The following is a 14,664-nucleotide window of genomic DNA, read 5'->3' as shown; positions in this document are numbered from 1 at the left end:
ACCCATGACGCACCCAAGGCGTCCCCCACCCCGCGCCCGAGCTCGAGCCCCCGACGTCGACCACGACCCCACCGAGCCCACCCCGCCCACGAGCTCGCCGCACCCGAACCACGCTCGAGCTCGAGCGTGGCCCGCGCCCGTCGTCGAGCCCGCGCCCCGTCGCCGAACCCAGGCACAGCCGGCCCCTGCCCCACGACCCCCACAACAGCCCCCACAAGCCCCGCAACCAACCCCACAGGCACGCGCGGGGGCGCAGGGGTCGACAACGGCCCTAGCCTGACGCCACGCGGCCCCGACGCCGCTCCCCCGGGCACGACGACGGCGCCCCCACACCCCGAAGGGGGTGCAAGGGCGCCGCGGAGGGCCGGTCAGAATAACTCGACAAACGAGCTACTGCTCGCTCATCCGCTTCGCTGTCGGGTTGGTCTCTGATGACCTACCAAGGCTTTCCTTGAAGGTCTCGATGATGACGGCGGCGCCAATGAGTGATGCGGCAGTGGGATACATGGTCCATCTTGCAGCGGTCAGTACGTAATTGACCACGACGACTCCCGCGGCGGCGTTCAATCCCCACCACTCGGACATAGCAGCGACGATATCTGGTACGAAGACCATCATGAAGGCTCCGAGGGCAATCAGAATCACCGCCCACTTAATGCACTTCTTCGAAGTCGGATGCACGATCAGCCACTTCTCCCGGTTGGTACTAGCATATGGTCGGCGGGGGCCGCTCGATCACGGCGAGAACTGACCATTGGCACCCTGGGGGGGCGCCATCGACTTTCCCTTGAACTGAGCCGTTGCAATCACTTTACCCCACGGGACGGTCGCACCACCTGCGGAGCCATCGGAAGCAATTCCGACGCCATACCACTTCGCCCACATGCCGAATTCGCTACCGTTGTAGCCGCTGTAATACCCGAGACCCTGTCCAGCAGCCTTCTGGTTGGTTCCCGGCGTGACGTTGAAGACGTAGGACACCTTCGCCGAGCTGTCGTACCCCCAGATGCTTCCTCCAGTGAAGGCGCCCGACCACGAAACGCCAGCGGTCCAGGTGTGCGCAGCATAGGGGGTGATGTCTGATGTCCGAGCCGCCAGAGGTGCTTGGCCGTTCTCGGTTGCTCCCTGGATCCCCAGGGCCGCCGATACGGCTGCCGGCGAACGCGACGAGAGCATGCTCTGGAGCTGCGCTTCCGAGATGTCGCCGGGAAGGCTACCATCTGCGTCTGCGATCACGACGACTGTGTCCTCGTCGAGTTCACCCGTGGGATAGAAGGTGGCGCCACCCTCCTCGAGACCGTCCTCTGGGTAAAGAACCAGGTAGTCAGGGTTGGTGTTAAGCACATCACCAGATGCGCTTGCTGGCGTTGTGTCAGATGAACCTGTTGGCAGTGCAGTTGCCGCTGTGGGCGCAACTGCGATAAGCGCTACGGACAGCGCGGCTGCGAGCGATTTACCTTGCATGGTCCCCCCATACTTTGTGGTTGTTGCGCCTCAGTGCGCAACGCGGCCAACGTAGCACAGTTGCCCGAGGCTCACACTTGGCCAAACTGGCCCAAAGTGACACTGCGCGCGCCTCCTACCTGTCTCGGTTGTCGCGTGCATGGTGTCCCTTGGCTGACCTGCGGAAACGTCTCGACGATCCTCCTTCGTGCTTCGAACTTCGACAGCGCCCACACACGAGCTCGAGCGCCGGAAATGGCGACGGCGCCCCTGCACCCGGTGGGGTGCAGGGGCGCCGTAGATGGTCGACGTCGCGAGCTCAGGCGCCCCGGCTGCGCTCTGCCTGCTGGGCCATCTCGTCGCCCTCCAGGGCTTCCCAGGTCTCGCGGTAGCCGCTCTGGAACGCGTCGGGCATCGACGCGAGGACGTCGGCGTCGGGGTGGCGGCGGTCGTGGTGGTGGTCGCTGGTGGCGGCGGTGGCACCGTCGTTGAACGCCTCGACTGCCTCGACGGCCCGGGCCAGCGTCGGGAAGAACGAGAGCCAGGCGGTCGACGCACCCAGGAACTCGTCGGGGCGCACGACCCACCGGCGCTCAGGGGTCTCGAACTCGTCGCGCTCGATCCACTGCGTCACGAGTTCGGCGTCCACGCGGTAGACGCCTGCCTCGAGCCGGGTGCGGTTCGCGGTCATGATGTACCCCTTCGGTTTCTGCTAGTCGATAGCTAGCCACTTGCTAGCAACTATATAGATGGGATGTCGCACTGGCAACCTCTGGCGCTTGGCGGTGTGCCGCGCACATTGCGTCCCCTTGCTGACCTGCGCGAACGTCGCGGTGATCCTCTAGCTGGCCTTCGAGCTCGAGCGTCGACAGCGCACATGCGAACACGGGCCGCGAGCGCCGGGGCCGGTTCTCTCGATCCGTGCGTGGTGGTGGTCCGGGCATGACGACGGCGCCCCTGCACCTGGTGGGTGCGGGGGCGCCGCGGGGCGGGTCGGGGTTGGTCGCTCAGAGGTACTGGTCGAGTGAGCCGCTGAGGTAGGCGACGAGCCGGAGGGCGTCGGGGTGGTCGGGGAGGTGGATGGTCCCGGCGCGGTGCTGGGCGATGAGGTCGGCGCCGATGCGCTGGACGGTGGCCATGAAGGCGTGGGAGACCTTGACGGCCTCGTCGCCGTCCACGAGCGAGCCGCTGAGCCCGGGGGAGTAGCCGCCGACCGCGAGCGCGAGCTGGTGCGCGTGGTCGCTGTGGCGGGCCTCGCCGTGCAGGGCTGCGGCCTGGGTGTCGCTGGTCATCTCGTCGAGCATGAACATGTGGGTCCCCTTCGGTGGCGCTGGGTGGTCGGCGTGGGCGCGAGCTGGGCGCCGGGTGTGGGCCCCAGGGCCTCCCGTGGGAAGCCCCTGGGGCGGTCGGCTAGAACTCGGGCCACTCGGTGCTGATAGCCGGGACTCCGAGCATCTGGGTCAGGGCGTGCTCGACGATGCGGCGCATCGTGGGCCAGGCCGCGAGGGACGTGCCGGTCTCGAGGTCGGAGAGCACGAGCTCGTAGGCGGCTTCTGCGGTCAGGGTGCGCGGGTCGTTGTCGGGCAGGTGGTCGATGTGGTCGCTCAGCGCGCCGAGGATCGTGCCGTGCTCGAAGCGCTGGGTGCGGGCCTGGCGGGCGCCGGGGGCCGTGGAGGTGAGGTCCACGCGGCGGGTGGCGTCCCAGATGTAGAGCCCGCTGGGGGTGGCCCCCTCGTGGAAGTCGGTGGGCTGTGCGAACTTGGCGCGGTCCTCGCTCCAGCGTGCGACGCGCGGGACGTGCGTCCGGGTGGTGGTCGTGGTGTTCATGATTCCCCTTCGGTCCTGCTAGCAAGTTGCTAGCGTGTTGCTAGCAAGTACGAAGTTACACGAGTCCTCGGGCACGCACAAGCCCCGGGCGCCCTGTGCTGAGACAGGGCGCCCGGGGCGCTGAGGGGCGCGTCAGACGGTCAGAAGCTCGCCCGTGAAGGCGCGCTCGGCGGGCTCTGCGAGCGCCTGGGGGGCCTGGGGCTCCTGGGCCTCGTCCTCGCGCTTCTTGGCTGCCAGGACGCGGGTCACGGTCGCCTTGGGGATGCCGGTCTCTCGCTCGATGTCCCGGTGGGACATGGCCGGGTTCTTGGCCCATTCGTAGATGAGGGCGTTGCGGGCTGCGATGGCCTCCTGGCGGGTGCGGGGGGTGCGGCCTACGCGGGTCACGCGGGCCGGGCTGGCGGGGTCGGTGGCTGCCGCGGCGGGACGGGTCGGGCGGGCCACCGTGGCGGGCTCGAGCTCGGGGGCCTCGTCGACGATGACCGGGACGGGCACCGGGGCCGGGACGGGCTCGGTGGGGGAGTAGACGACCGGGACGGGCTCGAGCTCGACGACGGGCGTCGGGGCCGGGACAGGCTCGGTGGGGGAGTAGACGACCGGGACGGGCTCGAGCTCGACGACGGGCGTCGGGGCCGGGACAGGCTCGGCGGGGGACGCCTCGGGTGCGGCAGGGGCCGGGGGAGCGGCGGGCCGGGCCGGGCCGTGGCCGGTGCGCAGGTGGGCCAGTGCGGCGCCCATCCCGACGACGGCAACCGGCAGGCAGGCCACCGCGACCACGACCCCCCACGGGGCGACCGTGATTCCGAACGCGACGAGCAGGTGGTAGGCCACCTGGCCGAGCGAGCCCAGGACCAGGGCCGCGATGGACGACCACATGGCGAACTTCCGCGCCGTGGGGTGGACCGGCTTCTTGGACAGCCAGGTACTCATGGCATAGGCGGCGTAGACCTCCATGCCGAACGGGAGCGTGATCGCCAGGTCGACGACGAGCCCGTCACCGATCCCGGGAAGGAGATTGACCGGGCCGAACCCGCACATCCTCCCGAGCTCGACCCATCCGCCCCAGATCGCGACGTAGGCGGGCAGGGCCAGCAGGACCACGGGCCAGGGGCGCGGGGGCTTGCCGTAGTACTCGGGACCGAAGTCCTCGGCGCTCGCGGCGTCGGTGGGCCGCTTGTGGGTGAACCGAGCTCGCAGGCCCTTGCGGGCCGGGGCGGCGGTGGCGGTGTTCGCCATGACTCATCTCCTGGTGTTCTGGGGCTGGCGCGTGGCGCCGGGCCGGGCTGTTCGGGTGCGGCCCGCCTGGGCCGCGAGTCGCTGGCCCAGGTGGGCCAGCGGGCGGGCTCAGGCCGAGCGGGTCAGTCGCTCGACGCGCACGGCGTGGGACTCGGCCCGCAGGCGGTGGGCCACGTCCGGGGCGCCCGCGCCCTCGCCGTGGGACGTCAGGCCGGTACGCGGGTCGATGAGCACGTTGCGGCGGGCCTTGTCGCGCTCGGCGGGGGCGGTGTCGCCGTTGATCGCCACGAACAGCTCGAGGTCGGAACGTCGGCAGAAGGCCAGGACGGAACGGGTCTTGCGCATGTCAGATTCCCCTTTGACTAGCAAGCGCTAGCGGTTTGCTAGCAAGTACGAAGTTACACGCTAGCCATTGCTAGCACAACCTCACGCGCGGACGTGTTTCCTCCCGGCCCGGGCCACGCCCGACCCACGGCCCGGGCCGCTGGCGCCGGGGCTGGGCCGTGGGTCGGTGGGCCGGGCCGGTGCGGGCCAGGGCGGGGGTGTTGGTCGGCGCTCGCGGCTTCGAGCTCGAGCGCGAGAAGACCCCCCGGGGACGTTCCCCGGGGGGTCTTGTGTGGGCCGCTGGCCCGGATGCGGGCCGGGCCGTTGGCCCGTGGGCCGGGTCAGCGGCGGCTCGCGGCTCGCAGGCGCCGGGCGGGGGTGGGTCCGGCCCAGCGCGGGGTGGGGGCGGGCTCGCCCTCCACGGCCCGGGCCGCGCGGTTCTCGATGGCCCGCGCGCGGGTGTCCTGGGCCGCGGCGATCAGGGCGCGGGTTTCCTCGACGTCGGCGGGGGAGTAGACCCGGACCACGACGCCCGGGCCGTTCGGGTTGGGCCGCACGGATGCGTCGAGCCCGGGCAGGCCCTGGCGTCGGCGCTCGTAGGCGAGGTTGAGCCACCCGTCCAGGTAGGTCAGGTTCTCGATGGGCAGGTCCTGGTAGTTGTCGCTCACGGTCGTTCTCCTTACCGGTGGGTGGGTGCCCCGCTCGCGCTGGGCACCCGGGGTGGTTGGTGGTCAGTCCTCGTCGGGGAGCATCACCGTGATGACGGGGTTCCCGTCGTCGCCGGGGCCGATCACGACCGAGAGCGTCAGGGCCAGCGCCCGCGTCGCCCCGGGCCGGTTGGGCACCCGCAGGACGCGGAAGTCGGCGCGCTCGCGGCCCGGGTTGGTGAGCATCGAGCGCCGGGCCATGTGCAGGACGTCCCGGAGCCGTCCGGTCTCGTCCTGGTGCGGGCCGTGGTTCCAGGCCACGGCTTCCTCGTGCGCGGCCCGGGTGAGCGCGAGCGGGAACTGGCGGGTCACCTCGCGGGCGAGGTCGTCCCCGACGTCGACGAGTTCGCCGTCCCGCAGGGCCTTCTCGCGGCTGTAGCCGTGGATCACCGGGCCGAAAATCTCGGTCATCATGTCGTCCATGTCGTTCCCCTTCGGTACTGCTAGCAAGTTGCTAGCATGTGCTAGCAAGTTCAGAGTACACACGGGAACCGGGCCGCACAACCCCGGCCCACGGCCCGGGCCGCGAGCGCCGGGCCGGTTCTCCCAACGGCACGCTTCGGCCCACGGTGCACCGGGCCAGGACGCACGAAAGGCCCCCGCGGCGAACCGTGGGGGCCTTGCCCATCGACGCCCTGAACCGGGCCGTCCTGCCGTCCTGCCGTCCTGGGCCGGACTCGACGACGCTCGCGGCCTGGCCCGGCTCAGGTGGCCCGGGCTGGGCCGAGCCGTGGTTCACCCGGGCCACGAGGTCCGGGCCGGGGCGGGCCGGACTAGCCTCCGAGTACCTAGCCAGCCACTAGCCGGCCCGCGCCGGCCCCTGGTCGAGAGAGAGCGACGATGCCCCCCAAGAAGTCCCCTGACCTGGCCCGGGGCGTGCGTGTGCGCGGGTCGGCCCAGGTCACCATCCGGTTCATGCGGCCCACCGATGACCAGGCCCGGCTCAGCGAGTTGCACGAGCTCATCGACGGTGAGGTGCCGGAGCCGGACGCACTTCGAGACCTCTTCACCACCGGCGCCGCGCTCCAGAACTTCCACAGCACCGGGCCGGTCGGCTTCCGCAGGTTCCTCGACACCCCGGGCCTGGGGGTTCTACAGGCCCACCTGGGCGCATCAGGTGCTCTCGTCGCTGAGGACGCGGACGGGGGGCTCGTCGGGCTGGCGCTCCTGAGCCCGCCGAGCGAGCTTCTGACCCTGACCGTCACCGGCAGCCACGACGAGCAACGCCTCGCGGCCACCCTCATACCGCGCATCGCCCGACTCAACGCCCTAGCCGTGGCCACCGAAGCCCAGGGCCGGGGGATCGGCGCATCCCTGGTCAAGCAAGCACGAGAGCTCTACACAGCCGGGGGGTTCACGATCTTCTATGGCGACTGCAAGGCCGATGACGCCGACCTCGAGCGCTTCTACACCGCGCGCGGCTTCGAGGTCTTCGGGCCCAACGACGCCCTACGCATGGGACTTCTCATCGGGGACCCCTACGCCATATATCCGCCCGAGGGAGAACGCACCTTCGCCCGGTCGCTGCGCCCCAGCTACACGTTGCCGCTGCGGGCCAAGGACGCCAGGTACATTCTCGGCGGCTAGGCCCCACGGCCCGGGCCGTGGGCCGCGTGGGCCGGGCCTGGTTCACGGCCCGGGCCACGCGGGCCTACGCTCCGAGTTCCCGTCCGCTCATCGTCGAAAGTGAGTCGCTGTGCCTGAGACCAACCTGCCCAGGCTCGTTCGCGGGGTGAGCGGCCCGGCCCAGACCACCATCCGGTTCTACCGGCCCACCGACAGCTTCGCCCGCATCACCGAGCTGTGCGAGGTCGCGGGGACCGCGGCGCCGATACCCGAGTTCATGAACGATCCGGTCTTCTCGGCGTTCCTCGTCGACATCCCACGAACAGGTGCCCAGGGGCTCCGAGCTCGCGCTACCCAGGCGCCCTACCTGGAAAGCCTCGTGTGGGGCTTGCACGGCCTCCTGGTGGCCCAGGCCGAGGACGGGAGCGTCGTCGCGATGGCCGACTTCGGCCCGCCCCCAGACCTCGCAGAGCTCGCCTACTCCGAGGACCCCGCGACGGCGAAACACGGTGTCGGGCTCATGCTCGCCGCGACCCAGCTCCACACACTCGCGGTGCTGCCCTCACACCAGGGCCAGGGCATCGGCGCCGCACTCCTGAGGCGAACCCGGGGGCTGTTCACGACGGGCGGGTTCCGGCTCATGCACGGTCAGTGCGACGCACAGGACGTCGAGCTAGAACGCTTCTACGAGTCGCAAGGCTTCGAGGTCTTCACGCCCGGAGAGGCGCTCCTACTCGGGGTCGCAGGCAGACAGTGGAGCATCACACCCACCCCCGGCGCACGCTACTTCGCGCGCACTCTCGGCCCGAGCCCCTGGACCGTTCGAGCCCAGCCCACGAGCCCCACACCATCGAGGTGAAGACGAACCAGGGCAAGCCAGCCGCACCCGCTTACTCCTACGTCGATGCAGTGCGGCTAGCGTACCCAGGGGAGTCAAACAGAGACCCCCAGAACTCCGAACTCACGTCCAAGCCGCGACGTCCAACCCCTCTTTGAACACCCACTCCGACCCGACGATGGACGCCACAGGTACACCCTTGAGCCAGGTGTGATCGGTACCGTTTGCTGCCCGCCGTTGGCCTAGATCGGTGATCAGCTCTTGAAGGACGGTCGCGTTGGGCACGAGCACAAACGCGACGTGTTCTGGTTGGAACTTCCACCCCCAATCCCCCGTCACCGACGCTGGGCGCGGCAGCCGCCACTCCCGCTCGTGGAGCCACTCGCTGATCCCACTCAGGCTCCGCGGCAAAGGTGGATCGGTGTCTTGCGCCGGACGAGCGCCAGGCCAGTACCTCACCATCCGAGAGCGCGCCTGAACCGAGAGCGTGGGACTCCCGTGGAGCTCGTCGTACTCGTCACCACGAACGTAGAGCGCGGGCCCCCCGCCCTCGTCGAACACCGGCTGAACATGAAACGCGATCCCCACACCATCGAACCGCCGCCCATTGAGACTGGCCATCGCCCGCCGCGTCGTCTGCGTGAAGCACACGACCGGGCACCAGGTATCGAACGTGTTCGATGCCCACAAGGTCCGCATGTCCAAGATCGACCCGAGCCGCGACGCTGGACTCATCTCCGCAATGGCACTGAGCAACGAGCTGTGCCGCTCACCGTGCCTGCCCGTCATGTGCAGCAACACATCCGGCAAGTCAGGATTCAAGCTCTGGGCCAGCGGGTAGGGACGCATGAGCGGAACCGTAGCGACCCACGCCGCCTCAGCGAACCCCACCAGCGGGTGAACCCAAGACAACCCCGGCAACACCCCCCACCAGCCCGTACGGGCCCGTCAGAGCCTCCAGACGACCCGACGGCGCTCGCGGCTCCTTGCAGCCCTCAGAGAGCCGTACACGAGCCCGAGCCCCCTCGTGTCGTCTGGGCTGCTCTTTCGTCTCTCAGCCCATGCCAAGACCAAAGCGACGATCCATCCTCGAGAACCAGGACGGGTCGGGGACGAGCCAAGTACCTCAACGAGACCTAGCAGGATGCTAGGAGGCAGGGACAGCCCTGGAGGGCCTGACCAGGGTTCGCACGCAGTTTCGTCGAGCGCTTGCGCTCGGAGCTCTGTCCCCCGATCCACAGGACCGGACCAGACAACTACTGGAGATCTTTCTACAGGGGAATAGAACTACAGGGGGAGGCCCAAAAACGCGTGCTGACCTGCAACGATGCAGGGAGGTGCGCCCCTAAATGCACGTACCCCCCCGCCCCAAGATGCACGTGGACAGCAGTTGGACGTACGTCCAGTTAGGCCCGGTTTGGGCGTGACCCGCGTCACCCGGCGCCCCTAAATGCACGTGGCCTGACCTGCGCAGACGCTCAGAGCGCCCCTAAATGCACGTACCCAGGCAGTGGTACGCGCATGGGTCATTCGCGTGCGCCCCTAGATGCACGTGGACAACTTGCGTCATCCACACCCTGAACCCCGCCGAGACGCACGCTAGGCACTAAACTAGCAGTCTGCTAGCAAAACGCTAGGGGATGTCGTGATCCCGACCGAGCTTGTGCGCGCGCTGCTTGGTCACGCCGAGGACGTCGGCCACGTTGAGCCATGTCGCTCCGGCGTTTCGTAGCTCGCGGATGATGGCGGCGCGCTCGTCCCTGAGGGCGTCCATGCGCGCCTCGGCTTCAGCCATCTCCTGAGAGACGCGGCGCGCGTGCTCGCGAACGTCGCTCTCGTCGGTGTGGGTGGCTGGAGTCCGGGGGAGTGGCATTTGATCCTCAGGTGGTCAAGGGGTATTGACGGTCAGTGTGCATCGGTTCCTGCCTACCGTCTAGCAAGGCTCCTGCGTGGCTGACGGGGACCCTGTGGCGCGGCGATGCAGCCCGATCCAAGGCAGCTAGACGACCAAGGGCTCAGGTCGGACGTTGGCCTAGTTCCGCAGTGCGGTTCGGCGGGTCACGCGAAGGGCGTCCGCGACACGCAGAAGTAAACAGGCTGTTGACTCCGGTTCTGATCGGGCCTAGCGTGTCATCTCGACAGCATGAAAAAGGGGCACCCACCGGCTTGGAATCCATGGGTGCCCCGCGAGAGAGAAGGTGTGTGATGTCCCAGACTCTCAGGGTCAACGATAGCCGCCAGGCGGTGATTGGTCATGAGTGAGCGCCAGACGAAGAGCGACGGGGCGAAGGTTGAGCTCGTCATCACGCCCAAGCAGAAGCGTCTTCTGGACGACGCCCTGGCCATCGAGCGCGAGGATGCCCTCTCGGCGGGAACGGTTGGCTTCCAGGCCCGCATCTGGGCACAGCTCGCCTTGCCCTACCGCGACCCGGGCGACGTCTCCCGCTGGGAACGGCGCAACGGGAACGAGGTTCTGATCGTCCGTCCAGCGGCCCTCATCAACCCGGACGGCTCGACCCGCGACGGCTACCCGTTCGGCGTCATCCCGCGATACCTCATGACGTGGATGGCCACCGAGGCAGTCCGCACCCAGAGCCCCCGGCTCGACATGGGCGGAAGCCTGAACGAGTTCTTGGCGAAGGTCGGGATGGGCAGGAGCGGAGCGGACGGGCGTCGTCTCAAGGAACAGGTGCACCGCCTCGTCGGATCGACGATGCAGCACCAGCGCTTTGACCGCTACGACGCTGGGCAGTGGGTTCAGGGCGAGAACTTCAACGTGGCCTCATCGTTCGAGCTCTGGCTTCCCGACCGCGACGGCAACGACCCAGAACAGGGTGCGCTCTGGAACAACACGATCACGCTCAGTGAGCCGTTCTTCGAGTCCATCGTCACGGCCCCGGTCCCCGTCGACCTGCGCGCGATGAAGGCGCTCCAGGGCTCGCCTATGCGTCTCGACATCTACACCTGGTTGACGTACCGGATGAGCTACCTCAAGGGCCAGACCCTCATCCCGTGGGAACTTCTCGAGCTCCAGTTCGGCGGGCAGTACAGCCGCACCCGGAAGTTCAAGGAGGCGTTCGTCGGCCACTTGGCCGAGGTCACCACCCTCTATCCGGCCGCCCGCGTGGTCATCGAGGACAAGGGGCTCAAGCTCCTCCCGTCCGCTCCCCACGTCGCGCGCCGCGCGGCCCGCGAGCTCGGCAAGTGAGCGCCGTGACGATGGACGAGCGCGTTCTGACGCCCCAGGGGCGCCTCGAGCTCGTGGCCGAGCTGCGCGACGAGCTTACGCACGGCCCCCAGCCGACCCACGACACCGCACCGGACGAGGTGACGACGGCGGACCTGCTCCGCATCGTCGGCGCGCCCATCATCGACCCCGAGCGCTGGCCGCTGTTCGCGGCCTGCGCAACGGCCCCCGAGACCACCAGCCCGAGCACCGAGGCCCAGGCACGCGGTGCGCTCGAGCGGTGCGCTCAGTGCCCCGTGCTGGCCGAGTGCCGGACGTGGCTGGACGACGAACCCGCGTTCGAGGGCATCGCGGGCGGCGCGTGGGTCCGTCCCCGCGCCAAGAACCCCCGCGTGACCCTGGCAGACCTGACCCGAGAGGACATCGCAGCATGAGGCCGACCGTCTGGACCCCGCGCCAGAAGCGCACGGTGTGGCTGGACTTCAAGACCGGTCGGGGCATCACCGACAACGGCTCGACCGTGCGCCCCAAGATCGGAGAGCGCCGCAAGAACCCGAACCTGACCGACCTGCTCGACACGGCCCAGGCGCTCGGCGCTGAGCGGATCATGCTCACGGGCAAGGTCCCCGAGGTCGCCCCCGGAAAGGCTCACTGGCTCATCGTCCGCACCCCGGGATGGACCCCGGGCGGGCACTGGCTCAACAAGCCCGTCACGGGACGGTTCACGCACGACGTCTCGGGACAGGAGCTCGAGGTTCGCACCGCCGAAGAGTGGTTCGGGCTCGACGAGCTCACCCCGACCCAGGCCCGCGACGCCTGGACCCTGACAGGCACCGCGCTGGCCGAGGCTGTGCCTGGCGCCGTCATGTTCCTCACCCCGGCAGGTACCGGCGCGAACGCCTGGGCGCTGTCGCTGCCCAAGAGCATCGACCCCCCGACGCTCCCCGGCGACATCGCCGAAGAGCTCCACCTGACGTCGGGCCAGCACCGCATCGAGCACCTGACGACCGGCCCCGACCGGTGCGACTGCGGGGCCTGCCTGCCGCTCGTCGACGCCGAGGCGACCCCGACCCTGGAGACGTTCTCCTACGTCGATGGACGCTTCATGTACGCGGGTGTCTGCCGTGAGCTCGGGACGGGGCCGGCTAGGCGCCTGACCGGCTCGCACGCCGCCGACCTGCTCGAGCTCGACCCCTACGCTCGAGCGCGGTTCAAGGTCCGCGTGACGGTCCCCGGCGACTGGCACCACGTGGGCCTGTTCGGGGTCAAGCACGAAGAGGTCTCGGCAGGCTGGCACTACCCGAACCAGCCCGGCACGACCTGGGAGACCTGGGCCGACGGCGCCGAAATCAAGATCGCCCGCGACGCCGGGTGGATCGTGCACCCGCTGGAGGCCGTCGAGTTCACCAAGGCTCGTGTGCTCGACACGTTCGCTGACCGGATGGTCCGAGCTCGCGAGCGCGTCAACGCCGCGCCCGACGCCGAGCCCGAGGTCCGCCGCGCGGCTGCCGCCGCGCTGCGCTCGATGCTCATTCAGACCATCGGCAACTTCGCCTCACGCATCAAGGGCCGCACGGTCACCGTCTGGTCGGCCCGCGACGTCCCCGCTGACTACGTGCACACCATCAAGAGGTTCGGGGACGCCTGGACCTATGAACAGCCCGGACGTCCGCACACCGAGCGGACCCTGCCCTACTACCGGCCCGAGCTCGCCGCTCAGGTCTGGGGCCGGGCACGTGCCCGCGTGCTGCGCGGGCCGACCGGCCTCGCGGGGGTCTCGGGCGGGGTCCTGTCGATGGACCCCAGCACCGTCCTGGGGATCAACGGTGACGCGATCTACTCGACCGTGGTCCCGAGCTGGGCACTGCCCACCGCTCAGGGCGGCGGGGACGACGGCAAGGTTGGGCGCCTGCGCCTCAAGGGCGTTCTGCAGAACGTCCCCACCCCGCGCCGGGCCGACGAACGCAACGTGCTGCGCGCCAAGGCTGAGGCCGTGGGCGTGCCGGGCTGGGAGGCCGACGTATGAGGCCGGACGAAGAACTCAGCGTGGCCGACATGCTCCGCGACCAGCGCGCCCAGGGCGTCAGCGTGGCCGAGCTCGCACGCATGATCGACCGTTCCCCGAGGATGGTGCGCAAGGTCCTCTCGGGCGAGAGCGCGGGGGAGGCGTACCGCCACGCGGTGACCGAGCTGCACGAGCGGGGGCGCGTCACGGCGCCCCCGCCGCGCCGCCGCGACCGCAGCGGGCACCTCGTACCCGTGCGCGCCCCTGAGGGCTCCGAGGAAGCCACCCGCGTGCCCGAGGAAGCCCCCCGGCCCAAGCGCGGGAAGTTCACCGAGCGCATGACCCCCCTGACGGACGGCGCGCGCCTGTACGAGTTCACGGCGCCCAAGACCAAGGACGCCAAGGGCCGTGCCAAGGCGAACGCCACGATGATTGCCCGGCTGCGCTCAGCGGCCAAGGGCCAGCGCTGGGACCGGCGCAAGGTCAAGTTCAACGTCACCCTCTCCAACGGGCACAGCATGGAAGTGGGCTCCAAGCACGGCTACCAGGTATCCGCCGTGCTGGGCCGCTCACGCGAGTTCGAGTCTGACCCGATGGCCTGGCTCAAGACCCAGGTCGAGCACCGCTACGCGGATCTTGAGGCGTCCGGCGTCGTCATCACCGACGTCAACATGACGGTCTACAGCCACCGCGACGAGAAGAAGTTCTAGCCAGACGTCCCCGGACCTAGCCGGTTGCGCCTCGATCGCAACCGGCTAGGTCCTTCCATGTTCACGACCGCAAGGGATCAGCTCATGGCCACGCGTGTCCCCCTCCCGACCGCCGCCAGCATTGGACTACGCGGGGACCTCACCCGCGCTGAGCGCTGCCGCCTGTCCTGGTCCGGCTTCCGGTGGTCGGTGCTCTGGCCCCGCATGACCACCAAGAACCCCGTACGCACCTGGGCACGGCGCGCCCTGCTCCCCGGTGTCTGCCTGCTCTACGCAGCGGGGCCTGTACGTCGTGTTGCCGAGGGCGGCGCCCCGCTGACGGACCAGATCATGCTCTGGTTCGGCCTGCTCTTCCTGGTCGCTCTCCCGTTCGCGATCTACGCGAGCCACGGCGCCCGAGGTCACCAGATGCTCTACCTCAGCCCGAACGCAGACGCGATGATTCGCTTGACGAGCACCCGGCGAGGGACGTGGACGGTCGACCAGCACGTGAAGCTTCCCGGCGCCGACGCCGCTGGCCTGCGCGTCGCTGTACTCGCCGGCCTTCTCCCGGTCGCCCGCTCCCAGGGCGTGCGCATCACCCTCCGTGCGGCAGGGAACAGCCTGGCCAAGACCTACGCCGCCGACGTCGCCAAGGCCCAGGAAGGGCACCCCGAAGCGATCAAGCTCAAGCCCACCGGCAAGCCCGGTCTGCTCGGTACCAAGATGACGTGGGACCCCGCCGCTGCGTCGTAGCAACCTGCTAGCCAAATCGGCCAGCCATGCTAGGCTCGGAAAAGTTAGCAACTTGCTAGCAGTCCGAACGGGACGCTGGCGCGAAC

Annotated in this window: 18 protein-coding genes; 7 read left to right on the top strand and 11 right to left on the bottom strand. The window is 69.3% G+C overall.

What is annotated here, in order from left to right; all coding sequences use genetic code 11:
• Positions 1–390: 390 nt before the first annotated feature.
• The 9 genes from H9641_RS18930 to H9641_RS18890 form a co-directional block, all read right to left on the bottom strand.
• Positions 391–645: a hypothetical protein gene (locus H9641_RS18930; protein WP_225220726.1), complete on the bottom strand. Its 255-nt coding sequence runs from the start codon at positions 643–645 to the stop codon at positions 391–393.
• A 90-nt stretch (positions 646–735) separates the two neighbouring features.
• The gene (locus H9641_RS18925; RefSeq protein ID WP_191805957.1) at positions 736–1,464 is read right to left on the bottom strand and encodes a hypothetical protein; all 729 of its coding nucleotides are present in this window, start codon (positions 1,462–1,464) and stop codon (positions 736–738) included.
• 298 nt (positions 1,465–1,762) lie between these two features.
• Positions 1,763–2,134 (bottom strand): hypothetical protein, encoded by a 372-nt coding sequence (locus H9641_RS18920; protein WP_191805956.1) that lies wholly within the window; start codon positions 2,132–2,134, stop codon positions 1,763–1,765.
• Positions 2,135–2,450: 316 nt separating this feature from the next.
• Positions 2,451–2,735 (bottom strand): hypothetical protein, encoded by a 285-nt coding sequence (locus H9641_RS18915; RefSeq protein WP_225220725.1) that lies wholly within the window; start codon positions 2,733–2,735, stop codon positions 2,451–2,453.
• 118 nt (positions 2,736–2,853) lie between these two features.
• Positions 2,854–3,270 carry a hypothetical protein gene (locus H9641_RS18910; protein WP_191805954.1) on the bottom strand — a complete coding sequence of 139 codons (417 nt, stop codon included), beginning with the start codon at positions 3,268–3,270 and terminating at the stop codon, positions 2,854–2,856.
• A 132-nt stretch (positions 3,271–3,402) separates the two neighbouring features.
• The gene (locus H9641_RS18905; protein WP_191805953.1) at positions 3,403–4,506 is read right to left on the bottom strand and encodes a hypothetical protein; all 1,104 of its coding nucleotides are present in this window, start codon (positions 4,504–4,506) and stop codon (positions 3,403–3,405) included.
• 108 nt (positions 4,507–4,614) lie between these two features.
• Positions 4,615–4,851, bottom strand: a complete 237-nt coding sequence (locus H9641_RS18900) for an alpha amylase C-terminal domain-containing protein (RefSeq protein WP_191805952.1) — start codon at positions 4,849–4,851, stop codon at positions 4,615–4,617.
• A 320-nt stretch (positions 4,852–5,171) separates the two neighbouring features.
• A complete protein-coding gene (locus H9641_RS18895; RefSeq protein ID WP_191805951.1) occupies positions 5,172–5,498 on the bottom strand; it encodes a hypothetical protein in 327 nt (108 codons plus the stop codon).
• A 63-nt stretch (positions 5,499–5,561) separates the two neighbouring features.
• Positions 5,562–5,960: a DUF6573 family protein gene (locus H9641_RS18890; RefSeq protein WP_225220724.1), complete on the bottom strand. Its 399-nt coding sequence runs from the start codon at positions 5,958–5,960 to the stop codon at positions 5,562–5,564.
• A 417-nt stretch (positions 5,961–6,377) separates the two neighbouring features.
• Here H9641_RS18890 and H9641_RS18885 point away from each other — a divergent pair, with 417 nt between their 5' ends.
• Positions 6,378–7,124: a GNAT family N-acetyltransferase gene (locus H9641_RS18885; RefSeq protein WP_225220723.1), complete on the top strand. Its 747-nt coding sequence runs from the start codon at positions 6,378–6,380 to the stop codon at positions 7,122–7,124.
• A 109-nt stretch (positions 7,125–7,233) separates the two neighbouring features.
• Positions 7,234–7,962, top strand: a complete 729-nt coding sequence (locus H9641_RS18880; RefSeq protein WP_191805949.1) for a GNAT family N-acetyltransferase — start codon at positions 7,234–7,236, stop codon at positions 7,960–7,962.
• A 102-nt stretch (positions 7,963–8,064) separates the two neighbouring features.
• Here the strand turns inward: H9641_RS18880 and H9641_RS18875 are convergent, their stop codons facing one another.
• Complete coding sequence (locus tag H9641_RS18875) at positions 8,065–8,790, bottom strand: hypothetical protein (protein WP_191805948.1); 726 nt, start codon at positions 8,788–8,790, stop codon at positions 8,065–8,067.
• A 784-nt stretch (positions 8,791–9,574) separates the two neighbouring features.
• On the bottom strand, positions 9,575–9,814 hold the full coding sequence (locus tag H9641_RS20380; RefSeq protein WP_225220722.1) for a hypothetical protein: 240 nt from the start codon (positions 9,812–9,814) through the stop codon (positions 9,575–9,577).
• Between the two features lie 381 nt (positions 9,815–10,195).
• Here H9641_RS20380 and H9641_RS18865 point away from each other — a divergent pair, with 381 nt between their 5' ends.
• The 5 genes from H9641_RS18865 to H9641_RS18845 all read left to right on the top strand — a co-directional run bounded on the left by H9641_RS18865 (position 10,196) and on the right by H9641_RS18845 (position 14,578).
• A complete protein-coding gene (locus H9641_RS18865; RefSeq protein WP_191805946.1) occupies positions 10,196–11,149 on the top strand; it encodes a replication protein RepA in 954 nt (317 codons plus the stop codon).
• Between the two features lie 11 nt (positions 11,150–11,160).
• Positions 11,161–11,562, top strand: a complete 402-nt coding sequence (locus H9641_RS18860; protein ID WP_191805945.1) for a WhiB family transcriptional regulator — start codon at positions 11,161–11,163, stop codon at positions 11,560–11,562.
• Positions 11,559–13,154: a hypothetical protein gene (locus H9641_RS18855; RefSeq protein ID WP_191805944.1), complete on the top strand. Its 1,596-nt coding sequence runs from the start codon at positions 11,559–11,561 to the stop codon at positions 13,152–13,154. The genes H9641_RS18860 and H9641_RS18855 overlap by 4 nt, the downstream gene beginning before the upstream one ends.
• 20 nt (positions 13,155–13,174) lie before the next feature.
• Positions 13,175–13,843 (top strand): hypothetical protein, encoded by a 669-nt coding sequence (locus H9641_RS18850; RefSeq protein ID WP_191805943.1) that lies wholly within the window; start codon positions 13,175–13,177, stop codon positions 13,841–13,843.
• 204 nt (positions 13,844–14,047) lie between these two features.
• Positions 14,048–14,578, top strand: a complete 531-nt coding sequence (locus H9641_RS18845; protein ID WP_191805942.1) for a hypothetical protein — start codon at positions 14,048–14,050, stop codon at positions 14,576–14,578.
• Positions 14,579–14,664 lie beyond the last annotated feature (86 nt).

The sequence above is a fragment of the Oerskovia merdavium genome (genome assembly GCF_014836755.1).
Classification (GTDB): Bacteria; Actinomycetota; Actinomycetes; order Actinomycetales; family Cellulomonadaceae; genus Oerskovia; species Oerskovia merdavium.
Note: the sequence above shows the minus strand (reverse complement) of the source record. Positions and strands in the feature narration are given on the sequence as shown.

Bases quoted from the DNA above. Each gene is read 5' to 3' on its own strand.
- H9641_RS18865 (WP_191805946.1), top strand. From the start codon at position 10,196: ATGAGTGAGCGCCAGACGAAGAGCGACGGGGCGAAGGTTGAGCTCGTC.
- H9641_RS18900 (WP_191805952.1), bottom strand. From the start codon at position 4,851: ATGCGCAAGACCCGTTCCGTCCTGGCCTTCTGCCGACGTTCCGACCTC.
- H9641_RS18860 (WP_191805945.1), top strand. From the start codon at position 11,161: ATGGACGAGCGCGTTCTGACGCCCCAGGGGCGCCTCGAGCTCGTGGCC.
- H9641_RS18905 (WP_191805953.1), bottom strand. From the start codon at position 4,506: ATGGCGAACACCGCCACCGCCGCCCCGGCCCGCAAGGGCCTGCGAGCT.
- H9641_RS18845 (WP_191805942.1), top strand. From the start codon at position 14,048: ATGACCACCAAGAACCCCGTACGCACCTGGGCACGGCGCGCCCTGCTC.
- H9641_RS18875 (WP_191805948.1), bottom strand. From the start codon at position 8,790: ATGCGTCCCTACCCGCTGGCCCAGAGCTTGAATCCTGACTTGCCGGAT.
- H9641_RS18920 (WP_191805956.1), bottom strand. From the start codon at position 2,134: ATGACCGCGAACCGCACCCGGCTCGAGGCAGGCGTCTACCGCGTGGAC.
- H9641_RS18855 (WP_191805944.1), top strand. From the start codon at position 11,559: ATGAGGCCGACCGTCTGGACCCCGCGCCAGAAGCGCACGGTGTGGCTG.
- H9641_RS18890 (WP_225220724.1), bottom strand. From the start codon at position 5,960: ATGGACGACATGATGACCGAGATTTTCGGCCCGGTGATCCACGGCTAC.
- H9641_RS18885 (WP_225220723.1), top strand. From the start codon at position 6,378: ATGCCCCCCAAGAAGTCCCCTGACCTGGCCCGGGGCGTGCGTGTGCGC.
- H9641_RS18910 (WP_191805954.1), bottom strand. From the start codon at position 3,270: ATGAACACCACGACCACCACCCGGACGCACGTCCCGCGCGTCGCACGC.
- H9641_RS18925 (WP_191805957.1), bottom strand. From the start codon at position 1,464: ATGCAAGGTAAATCGCTCGCAGCCGCGCTGTCCGTAGCGCTTATCGCA.
- H9641_RS18915 (WP_225220725.1), bottom strand. From the start codon at position 2,735: ATGACCAGCGACACCCAGGCCGCAGCCCTGCACGGCGAGGCCCGCCAC.
- H9641_RS20380 (WP_225220722.1), bottom strand. From the start codon at position 9,814: ATGCCACTCCCCCGGACTCCAGCCACCCACACCGACGAGAGCGACGTT.